Source organism: Bifidobacterium indicum (genome assembly GCF_036987015.1).
GTDB lineage: Bacteria > Actinomycetota > Actinomycetes > Actinomycetales > Bifidobacteriaceae > Bombiscardovia > Bombiscardovia indica.
Genome location: NZ_BTXM01000005.1, coordinates 45,173 through 62,813, shown reverse-complemented (window position 1 = coordinate 62,813; position 17,641 = coordinate 45,173). Strand labels below are relative to the sequence as shown.

Genomic DNA, 17,641 nt, shown 5'->3' with positions numbered 1-17,641 from the left:
CGTCATGAAGGCACCACTCATGACCACGATGACGAGGTGGATGACTAATGGACAAAACAAGCTTGAGGGGAAACCACTCGAGTGGGGAATCGGGTGTCCCTGGTTCCTGGGAAACCCTCCGTACCCAGATGATGGAGGTCCGTGTCAGGCCTCATTTCCCATCGGTGATTGATTACCGTTTAATTACCCCCGAGGCCAAGGGGACCATGCTTGGGCAGGTACGGGACCTGAACCTGGTTGCCATCAATGGGGATGAGCTTGAGCTGGGTTCTGACCAGGTTGAACTGAACCGGGAGAATCAGGCCAGTCTCGTCTACCGTCTCCATGCAGTGTCTGTCGATCGGGGGATTGACGCTGTAATAGCCGTCCGTCTATCGGCCAGGGATACCTCTCTCCGTTTCGAGGTAATCTCCATCGATAACCAGGCCGGATCCAATCATCCGGTTCAGACGGTGGCCTTCCCCGGGCAGTGTCTGATTTCAGTGGCCAGCACACAGGCGGATGCAGAGTTCACCGGCGCTCGCATGTCTGTAGACGTCTCCATTAGCGGTGATGTGCACCGGGCCGTCACCGAGCAGATGGTGGAGGATCCCATCGGGCAGGACTACATGTATGGGTTCCTTTCCGCAGACGGTCTCAGTGCCGGTCTCTGGAGCAACTCCGAGCACGAGGGGACAACGGCCAGCAAGACCGGGACGGGTGGAGCTCAAAACACCAGGGTCATGACCATCCGCGACCAGATGGACGGGACTACCGTCCTTGGTCTGACCAGCGCGCCTTGGATATACACCCGGGTTGTCCGGGATTCCAGAGGCCGTTCCTATACGGTCGGACAGACCGAGATGCCTGCCATGGCAGTGGCCCTGGCGGGTGATCTGAATGGGGACGGGCGAGTCAACTGGCAGGATGGAGCCATCGCTTTCAGATGCATCATGAACAACCCATATGGTTCTGATGACATTCCTGATCAGGTGGCTCGGCGTATTGCCATGAATTTCGGTTCCCAGGCCCAGAACCCCTTTATGACTACCCTGGATAACGTCAAGAGGGTTGCTCTGGCCACTGACGGTTTGGGGCAGTCTGTCCTTCTCAAGGGATACGGAAACGAGGGCCATGATTCCGGGCATCCGGACTATGCCGACATTGGTCGTCGAATTGGTGGGGCTGGAGACCTGAATGCGCTGATGGACAAAGGAAGGGTTTACGGGGCTCGGTTCGGGGTCCACGTCAATGTGGACGAGATGTTCCCTGAGGCTCGGGCCTTCGCAGAGGATATGGTCCGCAGGGATGACAAGGGTGACCTCTGCTATGGCTGGAATTGGCTGGACCAGACAGTGGGCATTGATGGCATCTACGATTTGGTCTCGGGTGCCAGGAAGGACCGTTTTGACGCGCTCGGCCGCAAGGTCGGCGGCAGGATGGATTTCGTCTACGTGGATGTTTGGGGTGATGGGACTTCGGGGGCTGAGGACTCTTGGGAGACCCGCAAGCTCTCGAAAATCTTGACTGACAACGGCTGGGGGATCGGCACCGAATACGCCTCGGCCAACGAATATGACGCCACCTTCCAACACTGGGCCTTGGACCTGGCCTACGGATCTTCCGATCGTAAAGGTCAGAACTCTCAGGTCATGCGCTTTCTCCGCAACCATCAGAAGGACAGCTGGATGGGTGACCACCCGGTTTTCGGCGGCGCGGCCAACGCCCCTCTCCTGGGTGGTTATAGCATGAAGGATTTCGAGGGGTGGCAGGGACGTAACGATTTTGATGCCTACTTGGACAATCTGTACACTTATGACCTCTCGGCCAAGTTCATCCAGCACTTCCGTGTCGATGCCTGGTATAACGACCCCATAAATGTTGATTCTGTCCAGGATTCTGCCATGAACCAGGGGAATGAACAGGTCGAGCTTGTCAATGACCAAGGTGACAAGCTGGTCATCACCAGGAATTCCAATGATCCGGCATCGCCCGCCTACCGCGAGCGCACGATGAAGTTGAATGGCCGGGTGATCCTCATTGGAGACCTGGAGGCCGATGACTCCAAGTCTGATAATACCGGGCACGGGGTTGAAACCGGCACGGGAGCCTACCTCTTGCCTTGGATCTGGGATGCCAGGACCGGGGACTTGCTTGATCTTGATAAGCAGCGGCTCTATCACTGGAATACTGCCGGTGGTTCCACAACGTGGAAACTCCCCGAAACGTGGCTTGATTGTTCATCCGTCATCGTCTACCAACTGACCGATCAGGGGAGGATCGCCCCCCATGAGATTCCGGTGGTTCAGGGAACCCTGACCCTGAATGCCAAATCCAGAACCCCATATCTGGTATGTCGCAAGGCGGGTCAGGGAGTCCAAGTGGACTGGGCCGGGGACCACCTGATGGATGCCGGCTTTAATGGTGGCGAGGAGCTTTTCAGGTCCACCTGGACCGTGAAGGGGGCTGGCCATGCTTCGATTTCCCGGGGCCAGTGCGCCAACCCCATGCTCAGATTAGAGGGTTCGGTCAGCACTGAGCAGATTTTAATCGACCTGCTGCCGGGCAGGCGGTATGCCCTGTACCTGGGGCTTGATAACCGTCGTGGCAGGGTCTCTCTGAGTGTGGAAGCTGATCATGGTGGAGTCTTGGCGCGGAACGTCATCGGTCCCAGTATTGCCAAGAACTATATCAAGGCTTACGCCCATAACACTGATGCCTCGACGGTTGACGGCAGCAGCTACTTTCAGAATGCCTACCTCTTCTTCATGGCTCCCCGGGGTGGCCAGACCCGTCTGGTCTTGGCCCATGACGGTGATGGCGCCGCCTACTTCGATGACATTCGTTTGGTTGAAAGCGGTTACACCGGTATCAGACTGGACCAAGATGGTTATCTGGAGGAGCTTGCCTGCGACTTTGAGGATAATATCCAGGGAATTTGGCCCCTGGTGGTGGCCGGAGCCGAGGGAGTGGAAGACAATCGGATTCATCTGTCCCAGCTGCATGCCCCCTTCACCCAGGCCGGTTGGGAGGTCAAGAAGATGGATGATGTCCTCCAAGGTGATTGGTCGCTGAAGATCAGTGGACTGACTGGGAAGAGAGCCCTTCTCTGCCAGACCATCCCTCAGAACGTCCCCTTCAAGGCTGGCCGATCCTATAGGATTTCCTTCGACTATCAGTGCGGCGCGGACGGCATCTACGCCCTGGCTGTCGGGCAGGGTGAAGTGACCAAGGATGATATGAGCCTACAGCCGCTGCGCAAGGCATTGGGAACTACCGCTAGGTGTGAATTCGATCTGACAGGGGGTCCGGATGAGGATACCTGGTTCGGCATCTATTCCACCGACAAGGAGCCGGACATCAAAGGTATCGGCGACGCCGAGGCCAATATGGCCGGATACCGGGATATCATCCTCGATAATATACGAATTGCTCGGCTATAGTGAGTAATCAGCCGAGGACGGGGAAAGGTCCATCCTGTCCAGGGGCACGATTTTGGTGTGGTGCCTGATCTTGTAGCCCAGATAGAGGATCAGGACCAGGGGGATGCTGATGTAGGTGACCCCAATCTCCTGCCAGTTCCAGCTGACGAAGGCCTCGATGTTCTGGCCGCCGATGACCACCAGGCAGAGGACCAGGGCCAGGATGGGGCCCAGGGGGAAGAGCTTGGCGTGGTACTTGAGTTCGCTGACCTTGTGCCCCTGGACCACCCAGGCCCGGCGGAATCGGAAGTGGCTCAGGGCTATGCCTATCCAGGCGATGAAGCCGGTCAGCCCGGAGGCGGCCACCAGCCACATGTAGATCCGCTGCCCGAAGATGCTGGAGGCGAAGGTGGCCAGGGAGACCACGGTTGTGGCGGCCAGGGCCATCAGGGGGATCCCATGGCGTGTGGTCCGGCCGAAGATGCGTGGGGCGTAGTGTTCATGTGCCAGGGCATAAAGCATGCGGGTGGCGGCATAGGCTCCTGAATTGGCCGCGGACAGCACCGAGGTCAGGACGATGGCGTTCATGATGCTGGCGGCCGCGGCCAGTCCAGCCCGCTGGAAGACCAGGGTGAAGGGCGACATGGCGATGTTGCCGTCGGCCGCACCGAGGAGGTTGGGGCTGGTGTAGGGGATCAGGGCCGCGATGACGAAGATGGAGAGGATATAGAAGAGGAGGATCCTCCAGAACACGTCTCGGATGGCCTTGGGCACGGCATGGCCGGGGTCCTCGGATTCACCCGCCGTGACCCCGATCAGCTCGGTGCCCTGGAAGGAGAAACCGGCGACCAGGAAGACGCTGAGGATGGCCGGGAAGCCGCCGACGAAGGGGGCGTCCTTGTAGGTGAAGTTCTTCAGTCCAGCCGCCGGATGGTACATAATACCCAGAATCATGGCAAAGCCGATGACCAGGAAGACGATGACGGTGAGGACCTTGATCAGGGAGAGCCAGAATTCGGTCTCGCCGAACGCCGAGACGGTCAGGGCATTGATCAGGAAGATGACAATCAGGACCAGAAGGCTCCAGACCCATCCCGGGGTGTTCGGCAGCCAGTACTGGATCAGCAGGGCCGCGGTCGATATGTCGACCGCCACGGTGATGGCCCAGTTCAGCCAGTAGTTCCATCCCATGGCGAACCCCAGGGCCGGGTCCACGTACTTGGCATCATAGGTGGCGAAGGAGCCGGAGACCGGCATGTGGGTGGCCAGCTCGCCCAGGCTGGTCATCAGGAAGTAGACCATCAGGCCCATGGCCGCGTAGGCCACCAGTCCACCGCCCGGTCCCGCCTTGGAGATGGTGGAACCCGAGGTCATGAAGAGTCCGGTGCCGATGCATCCGCCCAAGGCGATCATGGAGACGTGCCGGGTCTTCAGGTTGCGCCGGACCTGGTCGCCCGTGCCCTGTCCGGGCTCTCGCTGTGAAGACGGATTTCCGTGCCCGTCCCGACTGGTCGCCATAGCTATCTTCTCCTCGACACGTTCTGAGGCTGCCATGGCGGCGGTATCACGCGCGGTTTTGCAACCGCGTACCGGTGCAGACTGCCAGGGGGCAGTCAGCCTGCGACAAGGTCCATAGCGCTCCGCGGCATCGAGCCGCGACAGTCCCGGACTTCTTCAGCCCGGACCCAACGAGCCGGCAGTGCAGAACCGGACCGTTTCGGCCGAACTTCCTTTCGCCGGGGATGGCCGACACCACACTGTCTGACCCCGGGTACTGATAGGTTCGGCAACCTCTTCAGTGACTTGCAATCACAGGCTAGCCTAGAGTATTTCTCCGACAAGGGTCGCCCATATTCCGTATTCAGGCCCAACACTCAAAGGCGATTGTGCGGAGTGGAACCACCTTGTGGATGGCCGTGCGGCAGCCAGCCTGCCTCCGGGTGGGTTCTTTCCGTCATGCCGCCTCCCCGGCCCAAGGAACCCCGGGTCTTAGCATGAATGTGTATCTGCATAGTCCAATATCAAGGGGTGATGGTCGATGAAGGTCGAGGACATCAGGGTAATCGGCAACATAGGTGCGGGGACCATGGGGCATGCCACGGCGCTCCAGTTCGCCATGAAGGGGTATCCGGTCAGGATGGTCGACACCAGCCAGGAGTCTTTGGACCGGGGTCAGGCCCTCATCGAGCATGATCTTGGCACCTTTATCGATGCCGGTCTGGTACCGGCTGATGAGCGTGAGGCCATCCTGGCCCGCATCCATGCCGGCACAGAATACGGGGCTTTGGCTGATACCGACTTCGTCATCGAATCGGTCCTGGAGGATATGGATGTCAAACACCAGGTCTGGCGGCAGGTGGAGGCAATCGTCTCGGATCAGACCATCCTGGCCACCAATACCTCCGGTCTGAGCCCCTCCGGCATCGCCACGGTCCTCAACCATCCCGCCAGGTTCCTGGTGGCCCACTTCTGGAACCCGGCCCAACTCATGCCCCTGGTCGAGGTGGTCCCCGCCGAAGACACCGATATGGACATGGTGGATGCGACGGTCGAGCTCATGAACAGGATCGGCAAACATGCTGTGGCCCTATCCGCGGAGTCCCTTGGGTTTGTGGGTAATCGTATCCAGTCAGCGGTCATCCGCGAATGTCTGAACATCGTCAACCGCGGCATTGCCAGTCCCCAGGCCGTGGATGATATCGTCAAATACAGCCTGGGCCGTCGATGGAGCATCCTCGGCCCCATTGCCAGTGCCGACCTGGGTGGGCTTGATGTCTTCGACAACATCTCCAAGTACCTGTATGACGATTTGGATAACCAGCCCGGCGAGGATCGGACACTCAAGGCCAAGGTGGATGCCGGACAGCTCGGGGCCAAGACCGGTCAGGGGTTCTATTCCTGGGCGGGGGCGAAGAGCCGGGGCATGATTCGGGATCGCGATAGGCTGCTCCTCCAGGCTCTGGTGAGTGATGGAGAGAACCAAAGCGCCGGTCAGCATTGATTTCTGCTGAATGGAAGGCGGCTGGTCGCGCAGGGTGAATCCACTGGTGACCGGCCGGTTCTGACTCTGCTCTGTTTCCCCTTATTCGTGTCTATGTTGATGGGTCAGCCGGTAGGCCACCAGCAGGACCGCCAGCCAGATGGGCCCGGCGATGACCGCCACCCGGTAGCTGGGGGAGAAGCACATGAGCACCACCACGAAGGCCATGAAGGCCAGGACCAGCCAGGGGGTCACCCGGGCCCAGGGGAGCTTGAAGTGGAGGGCGTCCAGGGCTTCCTTCCCGGTCTTGCCGGCCAACCCGCCCGGGCCCCTGCCCTCGGCGACGGCCTTGCGGAAGTGCATCTCGGTCAGCATGATGATGGCCCAGTTGAGCATGGCCGCTATGGTGGCCACGCTCATCAGATAATTGAAGGCGAACTGGGGCCAGAGGAAGACCACCACGACGGCCAGGGCTATGACGCAGGCCGAGGTGAGGACACCGGCATAGGGCACCCCGCCCTTGGAGAGCCTGCCCAGGTAGCGGGGGGCGTTGCCCTGCTTGGCCAGGGAGTAGAGCATGCGGGAGTTGGAGTAGAGGGCGGAGTTGTAGACACTCATCACGGCCGTCAGGCAGACGAAGTTGAGAATCCCGGCCGCGGCATGGATGCCCACCGAGTCGAAGATCTGCACGAAGGGGCTGACCACCATGCCCTGGGCGTTGGGCTTGCCGATGGCATTCCAGGGAACGACGGCCATGATGACGCCGAGGGTCAGCACATAGAAGACCAGGATCCTCCAAACGACCGCATTGGTGGCCTTGGGGATGGTCCTGCGGGGGTCGGCCGTCTCGCCGGCGGTGATGCCGAGCAGCTCGGTGCCCCCGAAGCTGAACATGACCACGGCCAGGGCCATGAGCAGGCCGGTCCACTGTCCATCGGCCCCGCGTCGCATCAGTCCGTTGGGAAGGAATCCGCCGCCGACGGTGAACCAGTTCGAGAAGGAGGCCTTGAGCCCGTTTGCGGTGGGCAGGGCCAGGATGATGACCGCCAGACCTCCGATGATCATGGCGATGATGGCCACGATCTTGATGATGGCGAACCAGAATTCGAACTCGCCGAACTTGCTGACCCCCATCAGGTTGGCGGCAGTGATGATCACCAGGAAGAAGGCCGCCGACACCCAGGCCGGAATGGACGGGAACCAGAAGTTGACGAAGGTGCCCACCACCGAGAGCTCCACCATGGAGACCAGGACGTAGTTGAGCCAGTAGTTCCACCCGGACACGAACCCGGCCCGCTTGGACCAGTAGCGGGTGGCGTAGTAGCTGAAAGCACCCGCTTTGGGGTCCTCCACGCTCATCTCGCTCAGGGCTCGCACGATCATGAAGATGGCCCATCCGCCGATTAGGTAGGCGATGATGATGGCTGGACCGGCCAGGGTTATGGACTCTCCCGACCCATAGAAGAGTCCGGTGCCGATGGCCCCACCCAGTGATATGAGTTGGATATGCCGGTTTTTCAGGGTCCTGCGCAGGGCTCCATCTTCCGAGGACGCCTCTGCGCCCGCCTGGTCGACGGATGGGGTCTGAGTCATGTTGGTCGCCATTCCTTAGCTGTGAAGGCTGGTAATAGCTGTCAGCGTACCGGCCTGTGCTGACGCACCCAAGCATAGGTGTCAGCGCTCGCATCCGTCCGGCAGGGTGTTTGCATAGTGAAAAGGAATGGTCCCGAAGGCTGGGCCTTGTCGTTCACTTGTAAGCAATCGGCACGGATTAGCATGGACGTTTGTTCGCATGGATGCGGACCGGGCGGGTGGTTCGGTCCGGTCCCCGACATGCGGTCGTCGGCCCGTAACACTTGCGGGACCGGTATCGGCCTGTTCGCCGGGGTTCGGCAATGCAGGCAATGAGGAAAGGTAGGGGAGGCAGAACCGATGAGCCAAACCGGAGCAACACAGGCGACCGGGACCGGGCAGGGTACTGACGGATCCCAGGGTGCAGCCAATCAGATGGAGCGTGGTCTGAGCAACCGCCACGTTCAGTTCATCGCCATTGGCGGCACGATCGGCACCGGACTGTTCCTTGGCTCGGGCAAATCGATCGCCCTGACCGGTCCCTCGATCATCCTGGTCTACATAGGTGTCGGTCTGGTCATGTATCTGCTTATGCGGGCCATCGGCGAACTCATGTACCGCAGCCCCAACCAGCACACCTTCATCACCTTCATCACCCGGTACCTGGGCAAGGGATGGGGGTCCTTCGCAGGATGGTCCTACTGGATCGTGCTGATCCTGATAGGCATGTCGGAACTGACGGCCGTGGGCACCTATTTCGTGACCTTCTTCAGCACCTTCGGCATCAACCTTGAAGCCTGGCGCGGCCTGATCGAGGTCTTCTTCCTGGCGGCCATGGTTTCAATCAACCTGGTCGCGGTCAAGGTCTTCGGCGAGACCGAATTCTGGTTCTCCATGATCAAGATCACCCTGATCCTGGCCATGATCGTCACCGCCGTGGTCATGGTAATCGTCGGCTTCCGCTACCCCGCCGTGCAGATGCCGGGCCAGGACCAGGTGAGCCCTGCCGGCCATGCCGGACTGGACAACATTTTCAATGGGCTCTCCCTGGCCCCCAACGGCTGGATGTCCTTCTTCATGAGCTTCCAGATGGTCTTCTTCGCCTATGAGATGATCGAATTCGTCGGGGTGACGGTCTCCGAGACCAGGAACCCCCGGAAGGTCCTCCCCAAGGCCATCAACCAGATCATCATCCGGGTCCTGATCTTCTACGTGGGTGCCCTCATAGCCATCATGCTGATCGTGCCCTGGCGGTCCTTCAAGCCCAATGCCGACGGCAGCTTCGCCTCCCCCTTCGTCATGGTGTTCAGATATGCGGGTGTGAACTGGGCCGCGGCGCTGGTCTTCTTCGTCGTCATCACGGCCGCCTGCTCCTCCCTGAATTCGCTGCTCTACTCGGCAGGGCGTAACCTCTACCAGCTGGCTGCAGGTGGCAGGTCACCCGTTTTGCGCAGTCTCTATACGATCTCCCGCCGGGGCAAGGTCCCCGCCAGGGCCATCATCCTCTCCGGGGTCCTGATCCTTCTCTCGCCCATCCTGCATGCCCTGCCTGGCTTCGAGAACACCTTCGTCCTCTTCACATCGGCCTCCAGCGCAGTCATCATCTTCATCTACATCCTGACCATCCTGGCCCACCGCCGGTACCGTTCCAGCAAGGACTTCATGCCAGACGGATTCATCATGCCCGCCTACAAGGTGACCGGCACCATCGCCATCATCTTCTTCCTGGTGGTCTACCTTTCCCTCTTCTTCGCCGCCGATACCCGCGTTCCCGGCATCTTCGGCCTCTGTTGGCTGGTCGCCTTCGGCGGCATCTGCCTCTGGAGGCATCGCGACTCCGCTGAAGCGGCCGGAGTGGATGCTCGCATCTGATCAGCCGGTAGCTTCTGACCCTGTACGGGACGACCCCCGGACGGCAAAATGCCGGATGGGGGTCGTTCCATCCTGAACGGGTGCGCAAGGCTAGTCGGAAAACCGACAAAAATCAAGTCTATTTTTTCAGCCCTCCCTGCGTTACATTGGCTGATTGATAGCGCGAGAACAGAATGGTATGCGGCGGTTTGTGTACGACGGTGACTGGCGAGGGAGGGCTGTTCCATGTGTTCCAAGGCCATAGCAAGACGAGCCCTGAAGGTCGTGGGTTCGGTTCTGGCTTGCCTGGTGACCGTCATGGTTATATTCACAGCCGGTTTTCTTCCTGCACAGACTGCCGTTGCCGCCAAGAACTCGGGTTATGACACCTGGAACGACGTGTCCACCGCCATGGCCAAGGAGCTGGATTCCGGGCGTGAGGCCTATGCCCGCGGAGACAATGCGGGTGCCGCCGCGGATTTCATGTCGGCCTATAACGCGGTTTACGTGGGTTCCAGTTTTGTGACGGTCACGGCCTCCACTTTGGGGCAGGATCGGCGGTCAAGCCTGGACCAGCGCTTCCAGGCCCTCCAATCAAAGGCTTACGCGCCTGGCAACCAGGAACAGATCGATCAGGATATCCAGGCCCTGAAAACAGACTTGACCGATGTGGCAACCCAACTCGATGCGAATGGCTCCTTGGCCAAGCCACGGCAGTATGCCAAGGCCCAGGAAGAGCAGATCAAGGCGGACCGGAAGCGGTTGGATGCGGCCAAGAAGCACAAGAACAAGGGTAAGGGCGACAAGACCTGGAGCCAGGTCGCCAAGGAGATGACCCCGATTCTGGACCAGGCCTACCAAGCGGCCGCCAAGGGCGATGGCCAGGCGGGGTCCACCCTGGTCAACAAGGCCTACTACCAGTACTACGAAAAGCTGGGCTTCGAGAAGAACGTCATGAACGCCATCAGCGGCAGCCGGGTATCCCAGGTGGAATACCAGTTCAAGGAGACCCGGATGGCCATGGCCGGCGGGGAATCCCCCAAGAAGATCAAGACGCTGGTGGATGAGCTCAAGGGGATGCTGGTCACCGACGCCGGGATACTGGACGGTGGTGCGGCCGACAACGTCAACAAGTGGACCACCTTCCTGACCTCGGCATTCGGTCAGGCCTTCATCGTCCTGCTGCGTGAGGGGCTGGAGGCCATCCTGGTCGTGGCCGCCATCATCGCCTACCTGGTCAAGTCCGGGTACAAGGACAAGATCCGCTACATCTATTGGGGCATTCTGGCCGGTCTTGCCGGCAGTGGCCTGGTGGCCATACTCTTCACCCTGCTCTTCAACGGCAATGGCCCCGAGCAGGAGATCCTTGAAGGTGTCGTGGCCCTGATAGCCATGGTCATGCTCCTCTACACCAGCAACTGGATGCTGTCCAAGTCGTCGGTGGAGAGTTGGAACCAGTACATCAAGACCAAAACGGTGGCCGCCATCTCCCAAGGCAGCGTCATATCCCTGGCCCTGCTGTCCTTCCTGGCTGTGTTCAGGGAGGGGGCGGAAACGGTCATGTTCTACCAGGCCATCTTCGCCATGGCACCCAGCGGTTCCAGGGAGATATGGGCCGGGTTCGCCGCAGCGGCCGTGGTCCTGGTCATCATCTTCGTCCTGATCCGGTTCACCTCGGTCAGGATACCCATCAGGCCCTTCTTCATCATCACCAGTGCGCTGATGGCCATCATGGTGGTCATCTTCGCCGGCGGTGGTGTCCATGCCCTGATTGAGGGCGACCTGGTCCCGGCCACCTACCTGCCTGGTGTGCCGACCAGTGATTGGATCGGGCTCTATCCCTACGTGCAGTCCATCGGTGCCCAGGTGCTGGCGCTGATTCTTGTTCTTGTCTTCGCCGTGGCTTCGACCATCCGAAAGAACCGGAAGGAGTCGGTTAGGCAGCCGGAATCCAGCCACTGACGACCCTGTACGCAGGCATCCATGAATGTGCGCAAGACTCATATCCAATGAGACGGTAAAAATTGAACAAACAAAGGAAAGAGAAATGAAGAAGAGGAAACTTGCGGCCCTGGCTGCTCTGGTGCTCTCAGGGACACTGGTACTGACCGGTTGCGGTGGGGGCAAAAGCGAGGGGGCCAAGGAGGCTCCCGCTCCTGATGCATCGGCCAAGTCCGAGTCCGGTGGGGACAAGGGCGACGGCAAGGGTGCCGGGTTCGAAGAGATACCCATCCCGCCTGATGACCAGCAGAAGGGGCCCTTGAACATCGGGACGGTCTTCTTCCAGCCCATCGATATGGAGCCCGCCTCCATGGGTCTCAAGGCCGCGGATGCCAGTCTTCATTTGGAGGCCGACATACACGCCCTGGCCAACAACAACCTGGGCTATGCCAAGGGCGAGTTCATCCCCGATCTCACGGTCAATTACACGATCGAAAACAAGAACGACCCCAACGACAAGCAGGCCGGCACCTTCATGCAGATGAACGCTTCTGACGGCCCCCACTACGGTGCCAACATCAAGATGGACAAGGCCGGCTCATACAAGCTGACCTATTCCATTGAATCCCCGGAAAAGAAGGGCTGGATGCTGCACGTCGATCCCGAGACCGGTGTCAAGGGACATTTCTGGACAGAACCCATCGTTGTCAGCTGGGATTGGGACTACACTCCACATCAGTGGTGATATAAAGGTCGGGTTCGTCGCGGTCTCCAGCCCAGGGGGTGACGGCGACCCGTCCCAATGGCGGATGGCGGTATAGGCACGATTCAGGCCCTGATTCGATGCCTATGCCGCCTACCTCCATACATGAGGCAGTACAGGAAAGGCAAGCACTATGCTTGAGCAATTCGTCACGGTCCTACCGGGGACGCTTGGGCCCGCCCTCCTGGTAATGGCCCTCAGTGTGCTTCTGACTGTCGGCGAGGGAAGGGACAAGCCCTTTTCGTCTTCCTGGCGTCTGGTGGGTCTGGGTGTAGGTGTCCTGGCGGCCATCGTCTTCGCGGCCCTGAGGGCCACCGCAGTCATCAACCGCCGCACCATGGTCAACTATCCGACCCTCATAGCCTGTGTCTTGGCCGATCTGGCCCTCATATGGGTTGTTTTGGACGCTGGGCGCATAACCCGGGATTGGCATGGCCACAAGGCAGCACTGAACCTGGCCAATGGGTTGTCCGCCATCGCCGTCGCCCTGTGCGTCTTCCGGACCCTGCCGGATGTGATCCTGCAGCTTACGGCCTTCGTGGAGCCTGATTCACCGGTTTTCACCTCCGATATGCTGCTCAGGGCGCTGGGCTTCGTCCTGGCCATAGCCACGGCCGTCATCGTGGCGGCTATATTCCGCTCCATGCATCGGACCTGTTCCCGGAAGGCATTTTCGCTGGCCGCCCTCCTCGTGGTGCTTGTGACCCTCGTCCAGCATGGCACCGGCTTGCTGGCCCTCCTGCAGAATACCGGCGAATTCATCCTGCACGGCCTGCCCTTCAGGATCATGGCCTTGCTCTACAATGCCAACCTGACCCTGGTCATCGTCCAGGCCTGGGTCTTCATCATCCCTGCCGTAGCCTGCCTGGTTGCGGGTTTCCGTATGCCCCAGGATGGGCGGAATGCTGCGGTCAAAAGGCAGCACAAGGCCTTCCGCCGCCGTGCACTGGCTTCGGCGGGCTGGAGTCTGGTGGCCATGATCATCGTCACCCTGACCCTGACCGTCGGAACGGCCCAGGCCCACAAGGTGCCCGTCCTGTCACCGCCGGAAACCTACTCACTGGCCGGAGGAAAGGCCACCATCAAGTTCTCCCAGGTCAGTGACGGCCACCTTCACCGCTTCCAGTACAAGGCCAAGGACGGCACGGTCATGCGGTTCATCATCATCAAGAAGAACGGGGCGGCATACGGTATCGGCCTTGATGCCTGCGAGAACTGCGGCGATGCCGGATACTACGAGAAAGACGGCAAGATCATCTGCAAGAAGTGCGATGTGGCCATCAACCTGGCCACCATCGGCTTCAAGGGTGGTTGCAACCCGATTCCCCTGCCCTATACCACCGGTCAGGGGAGCATCCTGATTCAGACCGCCGATCTGGATGCCATGTCCGCCCACTTCAAGAGCTGAGGAGGTGCTGTTGGAATGTTTCTGATACGCATGATCGTCAGATCCTTCAGCCGTCAGTTCGGCAGAAGAATCCTCATAGCCGTTACCTTCTGCCTGTCTGCCTGCGTGGCCGTGGCCATGCTGGGGGTCGTCTTCGACGTGGGCGACAAGCTCAATGCCGAGCTCTCCACCTATGGGTCCAACATCACTGTGCAGCCCAAGTCCGACGCGGTCGTTTCCGACCTCTACGGCTCCCAGGTCTCGTCGACCGGTGTCCAGGACCAGGCATCCCAGCCGACCGCCTATCTGAAGGAATCGGACGTACCCAGGATCAAGACCATTTTCTGGGCGTACAACATCACCGATTTCGCCCCTCAACTCAACGTCAGGGCGGATGTGGACAAGGTCGGCACCCCCGTGGTGGGCACCTGGTTCAAAAAGGACATACATCTGGACAGCGGCGAGGACACCACGGTCGGGGTCAGGGGGCTCCGTTCCTGGTGGAAGGTGCAGGGTGCCTGGGCCAAGGACGGTACCGGACCCCGGACCGGGGACGCATCCGGGTCCGGTGACCAGGGCCCGGTCCAGGGGATGATGGGCAAGGATCTGGCCGCCCGACTGGGTGGCAAGCAGGTCGGCGATACCGTGGATCTGAAGGTCGGGGAACGGAACCAGCAGGTCAAGGTGGTCGGTATCTTCGATTCCGGTGATGCGGATTCATCGGCCCTGTACGTGCCGACCTGGGCCCTGCAGACCGTGGCGGGACTGCCGGACCAGATCGACAGGGTGGAGGTCAAGGCACTGACCACCCCCGAGAATGACCTGGCCAGGAAGGCGGCGCGCAATCCGGCCGCCCTCTCCCAGGACGAATGGGAGACCTGGTACTGCACGGCCTATCCGTCGGCCATCGCATACCAGATCGAGGAGGCCATACCAGGGTCCGTGGCCAAGCAGGTCCGCCAGGTGGCTGCACTCCAGGGCGATGTGCTTCAAAAGACCCAGGCCGTCATGATTCTGATGACCGTTCTGAGTCTTTTGGCGGCAGCCATAGCCGTGGCCAATCTGATGGCCGCCTCCATATCGGAACGCTCCGCCGAGTTCGCGCTGCTGAAGGCTCTGGGGGCCACCGATGGAGCCGTCTCCCGTCTGGTCCTGGCCGAGACCGCCCTGATCAGTCTGGTAGGCGCGCTGGTGGGGGCCGTACTGGGGTCGGGGGTGGCCCAGATCGTCGGTCATGTGGTCTTCGGATCCGGCATCACCATGAGACCCATGGTCTTCGTCCTGGTCTTCGTCCTCCTGGCCCTGACCGTCCTGATTGCTTCCATTTCATCCATACGTTCCATTTTGAGACTGCGTCCGGCGGAGGTGCTCCATGGCAGGTGAGCCCAAGCGGGGGAGCACGACTGGCAACCGGTCGGACAAACCAACCGGGCGTCATGCCCCCATGACCAACACCCGTATGTTCCTGACCATGTTGTTCGGGGCGATCTTCAGGCGGCGGGGCAGGGCCTCCATGGCTGTGGTCGCCTCCATGGTCGGGGCCGCGACCCTCTTCTGCCTGGCTGCCGTGTGCCTTGAGGTTCCCCGGCAGATGAACCAGGAGATGCGCGCCTATGGAGCCAACCTGGTCGTGACCCCAATCCAGCAGCCGGGTCAGTCGCGGCAGGGCATCGACCCGGCCGTGGTCACCCATACCACGGAGATGGTCACGGCCAAGGCCTCGGCCAAGCATGCCACCTACCGGTACGAATCGGTCAGGGTCAACGCCGGGTCCCATATGATGGCCGGGATCGACGCCGACCAGGTCCACCAGCTCAACCATCACTGGAACGTCGATGGGCAGTGGCCCAAGGACGGTTCCGTCATGGTCGGGCGTGATCTGGCGGATTCGCTGGGTCTGAAGCCTGGCCGCAGAATCACCATCAGCTATCGGGCATCGGACAACGCCGAGGGGGCCACCGGCACAGAGGGTGTATCCGGTGCCGGTCGGACGGGTGGAGGGCAGTCCACCCAGGAAGGCTCAACCGGGCGCTCAAACCATGTGCACGGCTCTGCCACCATGTCGGATGATGCCGGTCGGCCAGGTCAACTGCATCATGCCGGGAACCCCTCCGGGCAGTCCGGGTCCCAAACCCAGCCGGTGGTCCTGACTGCTCGACCCGCCCAAGCCGATGCTTCCTCCCCGGCGGGCCCGACCATGGGCAGTGCCCCGGTAGACGGATCCATCGCCCAGGATGCCCAGGAAAAAGGCATGGAACTGCGGGTGGGCGGCATCGTCGATACGGGGGGCTCCGAGGACCAGATCATCTACTCCAGCATGCACGACATCGAGGCATTGACCGGGTTCAAGCGCGGATCCGACGTGATTGAATACTCGGTCAACACGATGGGTCCGAACCTGACGGCCATCGCCAGGAGCATCAACGACATGACCAGCATGGGTGTCAAGGCGCAGACGGTCACCAGGATCACCTCCGGCGACACCCACACCATCGCCATGCTCCAGACCCTCTTCTGGCTGGTTTCGATCGTCGTCCTGGTGTTGACCTTCGTAGGTGTCGGAACCACCATGGCCTCGATAGTCTCGCAAAGACGCAGCGAAATCGGTCTGCGCAAGGCCCTCGGGGCCACCTCGGGCAGCATCGGAGCGGAGTTCTATGCCGAGTCCGCCTTCTACGGACTCCTGGGCGGCCTGATCGGCACGGTCCTGGGTTACATCTTCGCCCGCCTGCTCTGCACCTCGGTCTTCCAGCGCTCGCTCGGCTTCAACTGGTGGCTGGCCCTGGCCTCGGTCCTGCTGAGCACCATCATATCGGTAGTCGCATCAATCCGGCCCGTGCGTAGGGCATCACGCATCGACCCGGCACTGGTTCTCAGGGAGGAGTAATCATGGAGGATCACGAAACAGTCCAGGAGGAGAAGAGCGGGGCAATGCTGCTGGATCTGGATCACGTATCCAAGATCTACGGTGACCTGCACGCGCTGGATGACCTGAACCTGAGCATCCCCCAGGGGCAGTGGCTGGCCGTGGTCGGGTCATCCGGTTCGGGCAAGACAACCCTGATGAACATCCTGGGATGCATGGACACCCCCTCATCGGGTTCCGTCCGACTCGAGGGACGGACCCTGGAGGATCTCAACCCCTCGCAGCTGGCGGACGTGCGCAAGAACGTAATCGGGCTGGTCTTTCAGAAGTTCTATCTCGTGCCCCACCTGACGGCCATCGAGAATGTGATGGTGGCCCAGTACTACCACTCGGTGGTGGATGAGGAACAGGCCATGCAGGCCCTGGACCGGGTCGGTCTGGCGGACAGGGCGCGCCACCTGCCCAGTCAGCTCTCGGGAGGCGAGCAGCAACGTGTCTGCGTGGCACGTGCCCTCATCAACGACCCCAAGTTGATCTTGGCCGACGAGCCGACAGGCAACCTGGATGAGACCAACGAAAAGATCGTCCTGGATCTTTTCCGCCAGTTGCACGACCAGGGCACCTCCCTGATCGTTGTGACCCACGATGCCCTGGTGGCCTCATGCGCACAACGTGAGATAATGCTCAACCATGGTGTCCTGGTGGGTGAACAATGGAATGACGAGGATGCCCGCCGGGCCTATGAAGAAGCCGGTGGCCGGCCCGCCTTCAGTGGCAGTGCCGGCAAGGAGGCACAGTCGGGCGATGTCCCTGTCGGGTTCCAGGACCCGACCAAGGCGGCCAAGACCGGCGACGGAAATCGGATGGAGTGGCAATAGAG

11 protein-coding genes and 1 riboswitch are annotated in these 17,641 nt (G+C 60.7%); of the genes, 9 read left to right on the top strand and 2 right to left on the bottom strand.

The annotated features are described in order from the left end of the window. Positions 1-47 precede the first annotated feature (47 nt). Entirely contained in the window at positions 48-3,422 is a 3,375-nt protein-coding gene (locus AACP59_RS08620) for an endo-alpha-N-acetylgalactosaminidase family protein (RefSeq protein WP_339350859.1), read from the top strand. On the opposite strand, the gene AACP59_RS08615 is transcribed toward AACP59_RS08620, so the two are convergent. Beyond that, entirely contained in the window at positions 3,417-4,919 is a 1,503-nt protein-coding gene (locus AACP59_RS08615) for an amino acid permease (protein WP_339351235.1), read from the bottom strand. The two genes, AACP59_RS08620 and AACP59_RS08615, sit on opposite strands and share 6 nt — an antisense overlap. 107 nt (positions 4,920-5,026) lie before the next feature. Next, positions 5,027-5,205, bottom strand: a riboswitch (Lysine riboswitch). Positions 5,206-5,439: 234 nt separating this feature from the next. Here AACP59_RS08615 and AACP59_RS08610 point away from each other — a divergent pair. Then, positions 5,440-6,402: a 3-hydroxyacyl-CoA dehydrogenase family protein gene (locus AACP59_RS08610; protein WP_297317170.1), complete on the top strand. Its 963-nt coding sequence runs from the start codon at positions 5,440-5,442 to the stop codon at positions 6,400-6,402. Positions 6,403-6,483: 81 nt separating this feature from the next. Here the strand turns inward: AACP59_RS08610 and AACP59_RS08605 are convergent, their stop codons facing one another. Continuing rightward, positions 6,484-7,974 carry an amino acid permease gene (locus AACP59_RS08605; protein WP_297317171.1) on the bottom strand — a complete coding sequence of 497 codons (1,491 nt, stop codon included), beginning with the start codon at positions 7,972-7,974 and terminating at the stop codon, positions 6,484-6,486. A 339-nt stretch (positions 7,975-8,313) separates the two neighbouring features. Between AACP59_RS08605 and AACP59_RS08600 the strand changes: the two genes are divergently transcribed. From AACP59_RS08600 to AACP59_RS08570, 7 genes are all read left to right on the top strand, one after another. Further along, a complete protein-coding gene (locus tag AACP59_RS08600) occupies positions 8,314-9,825 on the top strand; it encodes an amino acid permease (RefSeq protein WP_339350856.1) in 1,512 nt (503 codons plus the stop codon). A 225-nt stretch (positions 9,826-10,050) separates the two neighbouring features. Continuing rightward, positions 10,051-11,766: an FTR1 family iron permease gene (locus AACP59_RS08595; RefSeq protein ID WP_339350854.1), complete on the top strand. Its 1,716-nt coding sequence runs from the start codon at positions 10,051-10,053 to the stop codon at positions 11,764-11,766. Between the two features lie 85 nt (positions 11,767-11,851). Next, positions 11,852-12,490 (top strand): iron transporter, encoded by a 639-nt coding sequence (locus AACP59_RS08590; RefSeq protein ID WP_297317365.1) that lies wholly within the window; start codon positions 11,852-11,854, stop codon positions 12,488-12,490. A gap of 151 nt (positions 12,491-12,641) precedes the next feature. After that, positions 12,642-13,916 (top strand): Fe-S-containing protein, encoded by a 1,275-nt coding sequence (locus AACP59_RS08585; protein ID WP_339350852.1) that lies wholly within the window; start codon positions 12,642-12,644, stop codon positions 13,914-13,916. A 15-nt stretch (positions 13,917-13,931) separates the two neighbouring features. Continuing rightward, on the top strand, positions 13,932-15,278 hold the full coding sequence (locus AACP59_RS08580; protein ID WP_339350851.1) for an ABC transporter permease: 1,347 nt from the start codon (positions 13,932-13,934) through the stop codon (positions 15,276-15,278). Between the two features lie 61 nt (positions 15,279-15,339). After that, positions 15,340-16,782 carry an ABC transporter permease gene (locus tag AACP59_RS08575; RefSeq protein ID WP_339350883.1) on the top strand — a complete coding sequence of 481 codons (1,443 nt, stop codon included), beginning with the start codon at positions 15,340-15,342 and terminating at the stop codon, positions 16,780-16,782. A 44-nt stretch (positions 16,783-16,826) separates the two neighbouring features. Next, complete coding sequence (locus AACP59_RS08570; protein WP_297317367.1) at positions 16,827-17,639, top strand: ABC transporter ATP-binding protein; 813 nt, start codon at positions 16,827-16,829, stop codon at positions 17,637-17,639. Positions 17,640-17,641: the final 2 nt, after the last annotated feature.